The following is a 6,867-nucleotide window of genomic DNA, read 5'->3' on the forward strand; positions in this document are numbered from 1 at the left end:
TGAAGAAAGGAGAATAGTCACGAGGACGAATCACCGACTGAGTGGCTCATGATGATTGGTGGATTGTTCTTGCTTGGAACAGTCACAACGGCACCACTCTATCAATACACCAATACGCGTCGACAGGATTTCACCATCTCGTCGATGCGTCTTGGTGTCGCACTCTTAGTTCTCTTTACCGCAGCCGTGCATTTCTATCTCTTTCTCGATCACGGCGAATTGATTATGGCACTTTCCGGACTCGGATTCCTGGGTGGAATCGGCTCGTTCTTTATCGGCGTCAATCGGCTGTATCCCTATAGTGTAGGGATTCTCTATACGCTGTTCAAATCCTCCTCTGGATCAGCGAAGGGCCTGATGAGTCACTGTTCAGGGCGGGGTTGTCCGACCTGACGCTCGCAGCGCGGGTCACTGACGAGGGCGGCGTCGTGCATTCGATCACCATCGATGCCGATGCCGGTGTCGCGACTGCCGTCCTCGATGTCTCCCATACGGCAGCGGTTCGTGAATTCCTTGACCGACTCCGTCAGCGGGACTTGGACTTCGAACTGTGCGCTCGCCAGTCACGCGAGCGGCCGCTGAAGACGCGACAAGCGCCCGAAGGGTTTCTTGAAACCCTTCCTCGGTCGTGATGGGAGAGCAAGTGTCCTCATCCCGCGGCGAATCATTCCCGGTCATACGGATTTACTACCCGTCCAGCGAATATATGTTACTTGACCAACTGTAGATAACTGGTACGTCGCTATCGACGAGGATGGTAATGGCGTCCTGGTGAGAGTGTTTCGACGTATTGCCAGCGAGTCAGTTCTTGAGCAACCCTCATACGATACGCCGCCGCCATAAGATTGGCATTCACTTGTAGGCTCGAAGGGATATCCGCACCGGCAGCAATTCCGTTTGGTCACAATGTCCACCAGCCGACCTGGAGCAGTTTCTGTTCACCAATTCACTCGAAACCATGCATCACAGTTCTACCCCCCACTTCACCAGAAGTAGTTTTGATGTAGCAAAATATAGTTTATTAATTGCTATGTGGCTGTTTTCAGTTGTTCTGAGGCATATACCGTGTGAGCTCACTGGAAGTGGTGATGACCCAATCACTTCCGCTTTTTTAAGCGGAAGTAGAACTACCCCGGACTCCCTGTTCAATCTATGCGCCATTATTCGAGACCATGATCTCAGGTGACGTTCTGTATCATTCCGTGAATCTCATCCGGTCGTTGGCGCTTGATTTGCCCACCTATTTTATCCGCTAGACTTGAGACCTCTGTATGGACGAGAAGAAACAGGCCACGTTCGGATCGGATGGGGAATTGCGAACCGACGACGAAGCGACAGACAAGACTAACGGGGAGGGAGCGACAACGAACGATTTCGGCGATGAGTGCGGCGAGAACGAGACCAAGTCCGGGGTAAACCGATATACCGTTTCCAGCTTGCTTCAAAAGGCGGTCAGACGGTCTGACGAGGAGATCGCGGCGTGGGCTGCCTGGGAGCTTGTGCGGTCCGGCTACGCATGGAATTTTTGGGATCGCATTAACTTGTACATCGTCGAGGACCTACGGGCTGGTCACGAAGTGGCACTCACGATAGACCGTTACGAGGAATTGGCCCGTGAGCGTTGGTCAGAAGATTCCTGGCAGGGGCGGCTGTGTGCGGTGCACGCTGCGCTAGCGGCGGCCAGGGCGACCTCTTCGCGCGAGTCCGCACATGCGGACGATTACTTTAGTGAGCTATCGGTCGAACGAGCTACCGCGTATGAAGAGGGACGAGAACCCCGCTTCGATCACCCAGCGGATGATCTCGAAATAGATGGGAAGTACGATGTCGCGTTCGACCAGCATACGTACGAAGGAAAGAAGCGTGGCCGCGGCGGTGCCTACTTCAGAACGCATGGAGCTCGGGTCGGCCCTGAAGAGGAACCGGAACTCAGTCGCCGATGGCGTCTTCGGAGTATGAAGTTGGAGAATCGTGACTATACTGATGAGCAACTGGCTCGTGCCGTTGCTCCGGTCAAGGCTGAGGACAGGTGGTCGGACGGCAACGCTCGAAACGATTGATAGGATTACAAGCATCTCAGAGAAGGATGAAGGATAAGGTGGTTAGATTATCGTTCCGGACCGTGACGCTCTCTCGAACCTATGACTATTGCAAAGAGAAAGGAGTAATGCTCGAAATGATAAACATTCATGGAGTAGATGAGGGTCGTCAGGGGCGCTTCGGGCACACAGACGACCAACAGACCACACTGATCCTAGCATTTTGGCTGATCCAAAATTATGATGTCAGTTGCCCGCAACCGATGGATTCGATTTCTGCAAATCGTTGAGCATGTTTCGCGTAAATCGCTGCAGTCTTGCATCGGGTTTGAGGACCTGTGGCTTGTATTCCTGGATTTTGTTCAGTGGCCAGTTAATGGAATCCCATCGTGGGTCCGGGTCGAGACGCCACGTCCATCCAAGCGTTCCCGTACTGAAGACGACAGCATTGGACGGTGCTCGATAGGAAACGGCATCCGCATCGGTGTCCGATTCGATCTGTAACCCACTTGTGCCCGCGTCATAGTGGAAGAAACGGGTCAACTCGCCCGTCACGTCGCTCTCCCGGTGGACGAAGTCCCATTCGTGACCAATGACTCCGACGACGCTGTCATTGGGTTTGAACCCGGTTTTACGCATCCACGGATGGTCGAGTGCCGTCGAAACGACCGAGTAGTCGGGAGCGTTGTATAAGCCAGCCCCCGTCCCCATGACACCAAGCAGTTCGCTTTCCGGACGGGGAGATGGAAGGGTGCGGAACGTACCAGTCTGCGACTGGGTTCCATATTGTGGATCGTCCTTGACGTTTTCCTTGTACCCGACCATCGTCCGCCCGTCGTGTTTATACCTGACTTGCCAAAGTGCCGTGTTGGCGGCGAGGAACGCGACGTTCGTTCCGGCATCTCGTGCCGCTTCGAAGCCATTCCGTTGCTTCATGCTCCAGTACTCATCGTGCCCGGCGCTGACAACGAGTTGGTGTTCTCGAAGCACATTCGGGTTGCGGTGGACATCCACGTCCGAAACGTAGGAAACGTCGTATCCCTCTCGTTCGAGGAATCGTAACAGATGAATCGCGTAGTTCAAATGCAAACTCGTCGACCCGGCCAGCGGCCTGTCGAACGATATTTCGTCGGCCGCACCACCCACGCTGGTGAAGTCGTACAGGCTCTTCCCACCCCACCCGTTGTACGCCTGTGCGGTTGCAATAGGCATTTGAACCAGGATTTTCGACCGGGATTTCTGATCTGGATGTTCTCGAACGAAAAACGGACAAACGGTAAACGTGCCGCTCTTTTTTCCGGACGTGAGGACGAATTTCGCCAAGTAGGTACCGCTCACCCAGTCGTTCGGCACATCGAGTGTATCGGTTGCCTCCCAGTCACACTCGACCCGCCCCGTCTTCGACAACGGTGTCGGAATCTGTTGACTCTGCCCCGCCCGCTCGGGAAGCGAAGTCATCAGACGACCCCCCTTCCCATCGTACCACCCCAATCTGAAAACGTCCACACGATAGCGCTCGTGCGGTTTCGTGCTTACGTGAAACGTCATCGTTTCGCCCGGCGTGACACTCGACTCCGAGGAATAGCCTTCGATGCGGTGATCGACCGCCGATGGCCGGGCGTCCGATGCGACGACTGGTTTCCAACCGGCGTTTCCTCGTTTCCTGTTTTCAGTCTCGATGGGATTCGGTGACGACGATTTACCGGATACTACACCGCCGATACCAAGGAGTGCAGTCCCTTTCACGCTGTTTTTCAGGTAATTTCGTCGCGTCAACCCCTGCATCCATTCTATTCCTCGAACCATGAACAGGGATACTGAACATGATATATGGTTTTTTCGATATTTTTGACATCTGTAGTTTGTGTATGGTTCATGAGAGCACCCTGTCTGGTCGATTTAGCTGAACGGTTGGTGTTAGAAGATTGTTGAACAGCCTATATCTTGCACACGCTTAAAATATTGAGTAGTGAATTCGAGTTATCGATTCTCGCGATGTTACTGACTGTCGCCACCTCGACGTGAATTGACCTGCCACAATTGTTACAGCAGTACTGCTCAGTATTGCGGACGGTCTTCGAGCGTCGATACCGGGCAATCCGCCCGCCGCAGTCCTCGCAGACGAGCCACCACTTTGGCACGGTGAACCTTGGTGCGGTGAACCGTTCGCCGTGCTGCGAGGTATCGAGATCTTCCGTCTAGCGGGTGAACGCCGAACCGTGATCTGCGTCGCCGAACTCGTAGTGTTAGAAAGCACGAGAAGTACATTGGGGGTGGCGAGTTAGAGATACAGAATGAGTAAAAACTGGCTCCAACTGGTTACGCCCCCCGCACTTCATGACCGAACACCGATTGCAGACCGGCATGCAACGTGGTTAGAACTATTCTTCGATCTTGTATTTGTTGTCGCTATTGCCGAACTCGGGCATCTCCTCGCAGACTCCTTGACGATTGATGGGATTACTGAATTCGTGGGCCTATTTGTTCCCGTTTGGTGGGTATGGAGTACACACAGTTACTATGGTGATGTATTCGACCAAGATGACGTGGTGTTTCCGATCGCCTCAATCGTTGTTATGCTTGGCGTGATCATCTGGTCGTTCACGTTCCCAGCGGCCCTTTATGGAGGCGCAGTTGCGTTCATTCTCGTCTATGTCTTCCTCCGGTTAGTGAATATAGGACTCTATCTAATTGCTAGCCGGACAGTACCCGAAGCACGCGAGCTAGCAACGAAATCATCAATTGGGAATGCAATAGGACTCTCCTTTTGGATCGTCTCTCTCGCGGTTTCTCCTCCACTACAGTATGGGCTTTGGGCAGTTGGACTCATCATCGAAATTTCCTGGACGCCAGTTGTCTATATGCTACTTGAAGATGTCCCTATCCAGCGTTCTCACATGGACGAGCGATTCGGCTTGTTCACGATCGTAGTCTTAGGTGAGTCTATCCTTGGTGTAGCATCAGGGACGACTGATACGAATTGGCAGGCCACCGCTGCAATAATCGCTGTTGCGGGATTTTTGATTGCCGTGTGTTTTTGGTGGCTCTATTTTGCGTACTCCGACAGCAATATCGTCAATCGGTTTATTCGGAGCGATTGGATCGGAGCCATTCGGGGAAGTCTCTATGTCTACGGACATCTTCCAGTATTCGCTTGTATCACAGCATTCGGAATTGGCATTGAGACCACCATCGTCGCGGGTGCAGAAGGTCACGAATTTGTGGGTGCGAGCCAACTCATTCTTTTCGGTAGCACGGCCGGATTCCTCGTCACGGTCACAATCATTCAATGGGCAGGTCTCCATGCCCTTCCACGTTCTACGATTGTAACCAGATTCGTTGGTGCGAGTATCATCCTGGTTCTTGCAACCGTAAGTAGCCACCTCGGAGTATTACTCACAATGCTACTACTTGCCGGAACATTCATCGTTCTGGTTGCGATTGAAATTCCACGTATTGGGAGTACACGAGGGATTGAACAATCGATTTGAGAGCACCGGTTTCACGTTTTAATTAAAGCCATTACAGAAACATCCACCGGGACAGCGTTGTTTGGCGTGACTAAATGGAAAAGAGAGACGGGTTAGCAGCAGTCGGAGAGTGCGCCGGGTGGCTTCCGCGCCACATTTTTTCACATTTCCAGTAGTTGTGATCGACGTTGCCGTACGTGTCGTAGCCAGTGTGCGGGCCACTGATATGGTCGTCGTCCGATGGGAATGCGTCAAACGTCCCGCCGTCGGGTGCGTTCTCGACGGCGGCCATGTGCTTGCAGAAGGCGTCCCGGTGGACGTGGTGCGGGCAGGTGCAAGCCATGAGTTCTTCAGTCACGTCGTCCAGCGTGACGACGTATTGGTGGCCTGCGGGATTCTCGTGGCACTCGTTAGTGACATCGACATTTCGGTGGCATCGATGTCGAGGGAAAATTGTTCGGCCTGTACGCATTTCTGTGCCGTCTCGTCAGAACGAACAGAGACGACGCCGGGTGCTATAAGAACGACGAGACGTTCAACTACGTCGAATCGAATGTTGGCAGACAGGACATTGCCGTTCGTCCCCATCAATCACACAATTCGTTGCATTTCCAGTCCATCCACATTCAGGGCATTGAGCGATGTCAGTAGTCATCTCAGATTAAGCTAACCGCTCCTCCACCAACTACCTTGGTGTGAAGATACTACTAAGTAGCTGTTCCAGCCACTAGCCCACCAATTTCTCGGAGATACATGGATTGTCAAATCATTACTAAAACATTACTAGCATACCAATGCCACCATTCGTCGTGAGAATGCCGCCAGATGGTTACTGCCTGTCACTCTCCTCAACGCGAACCGAGTAACTCACGTTGGCCAGTCAGGGAGTGATGGTTGGCCATCATGCCAATGTTTGGCTTCACCAACAATTGACTATCGGAGAGAGCGACAAATGACAGCAGTGTAGCGAGGTATCAAGGACGAAATCTCCGCCCTAGTGCGTTTCCCTGAGTCGATTCCTCAAGCTACTCCTACACTCTGTTGCTGTTATTTTCCCTCGAACGCTGCTGATAGCTTTCACAGGGATCAATCGACTGCCATCCCGTCCACTAACCCCCAACGTGAGGAGTTCCGCCCTTCAGGGCGGAGAGGATGTCAAGAGGATCAACAGCGGTCGTCGTTCTGGTCGTCCCCGGAGTTATCATCGGGGTTTCCACCGGAATTACCACCGGAATTACCACCGGAGTCTCCACCGGAATCGCCGCCAGAGTCTCCGCCGGAACTGCCTCCTGAGTCTCCACCGGAGCCTCCACCGGAACTGCCTCCTGAGTCACCACCGGAGTCTCCACCGGAACTGC

The 6,867-nt window shown here is 53.2% G+C and carries 7 protein-coding genes; 4 read left to right on the top strand and 3 right to left on the bottom strand.

Going from position 1 to position 6,867, the window contains the following annotated elements; translation table 11 throughout:
- The first annotated feature begins 48 nt into the window (after positions 1–48).
- The 3 genes from NKF26_RS18500 (at position 49) to NKF26_RS18510 (ending at position 2,060) form a co-directional block, all read left to right on the top strand.
- Entirely contained in the window at positions 49–393 is a 345-nt protein-coding gene (locus NKF26_RS18500) for a hypothetical protein (protein WP_253226809.1), read from the top strand.
- Positions 381–632 (top strand): bacterio-opsin activator domain-containing protein, encoded by a 252-nt coding sequence (locus NKF26_RS18505; protein WP_253226808.1) that lies wholly within the window; start codon positions 381–383, stop codon positions 630–632. Before NKF26_RS18500 ends, NKF26_RS18505 begins: the two co-directional genes overlap by 13 nt.
- A gap of 639 nt (positions 633–1,271) precedes the next feature.
- Positions 1,272–2,060 carry a hypothetical protein gene (locus NKF26_RS18510; RefSeq protein ID WP_253234721.1) on the top strand — a complete coding sequence of 263 codons (789 nt, stop codon included), beginning with the start codon at positions 1,272–1,274 and terminating at the stop codon, positions 2,058–2,060.
- Between the two features lie 225 nt (positions 2,061–2,285).
- Here NKF26_RS18510 and NKF26_RS18515 read toward each other — a convergent pair whose 3' ends face one another.
- Positions 2,286–3,845, bottom strand: a complete 1,560-nt coding sequence (locus NKF26_RS18515; RefSeq protein ID WP_253226806.1) for a N,N-dimethylformamidase beta subunit family domain-containing protein — start codon at positions 3,843–3,845, stop codon at positions 2,286–2,288.
- A gap of 488 nt (positions 3,846–4,333) precedes the next feature.
- On the opposite strand from NKF26_RS18515, the gene NKF26_RS18520 reads away from it, so the two are divergent.
- Entirely contained in the window at positions 4,334–5,530 is a 1,197-nt protein-coding gene (locus tag NKF26_RS18520) for a low temperature requirement protein A (RefSeq protein WP_253234722.1), read from the top strand.
- A gap of 70 nt (positions 5,531–5,600) precedes the next feature.
- On the opposite strand, the gene NKF26_RS18525 is transcribed toward NKF26_RS18520, so the two are convergent.
- Together NKF26_RS18525 and NKF26_RS18530 are read right to left on the bottom strand one after the other, a co-directional pair.
- Positions 5,601–5,867, bottom strand: a complete 267-nt coding sequence (locus tag NKF26_RS18525; protein ID WP_253234723.1) for a hypothetical protein — start codon at positions 5,865–5,867, stop codon at positions 5,601–5,603.
- Positions 5,868–6,618: 751 nt separating this feature from the next.
- The coding region (locus tag NKF26_RS18530) for a hypothetical protein (protein WP_253234724.1) at positions 6,619–6,867 on the bottom strand (249 nt) is incomplete at its 5' end.

Source organism: Haladaptatus sp. AB618, assembly GCF_024136965.1.
GTDB lineage: Archaea > Halobacteriota > Halobacteria > Halobacteriales > Haladaptataceae > Haladaptatus.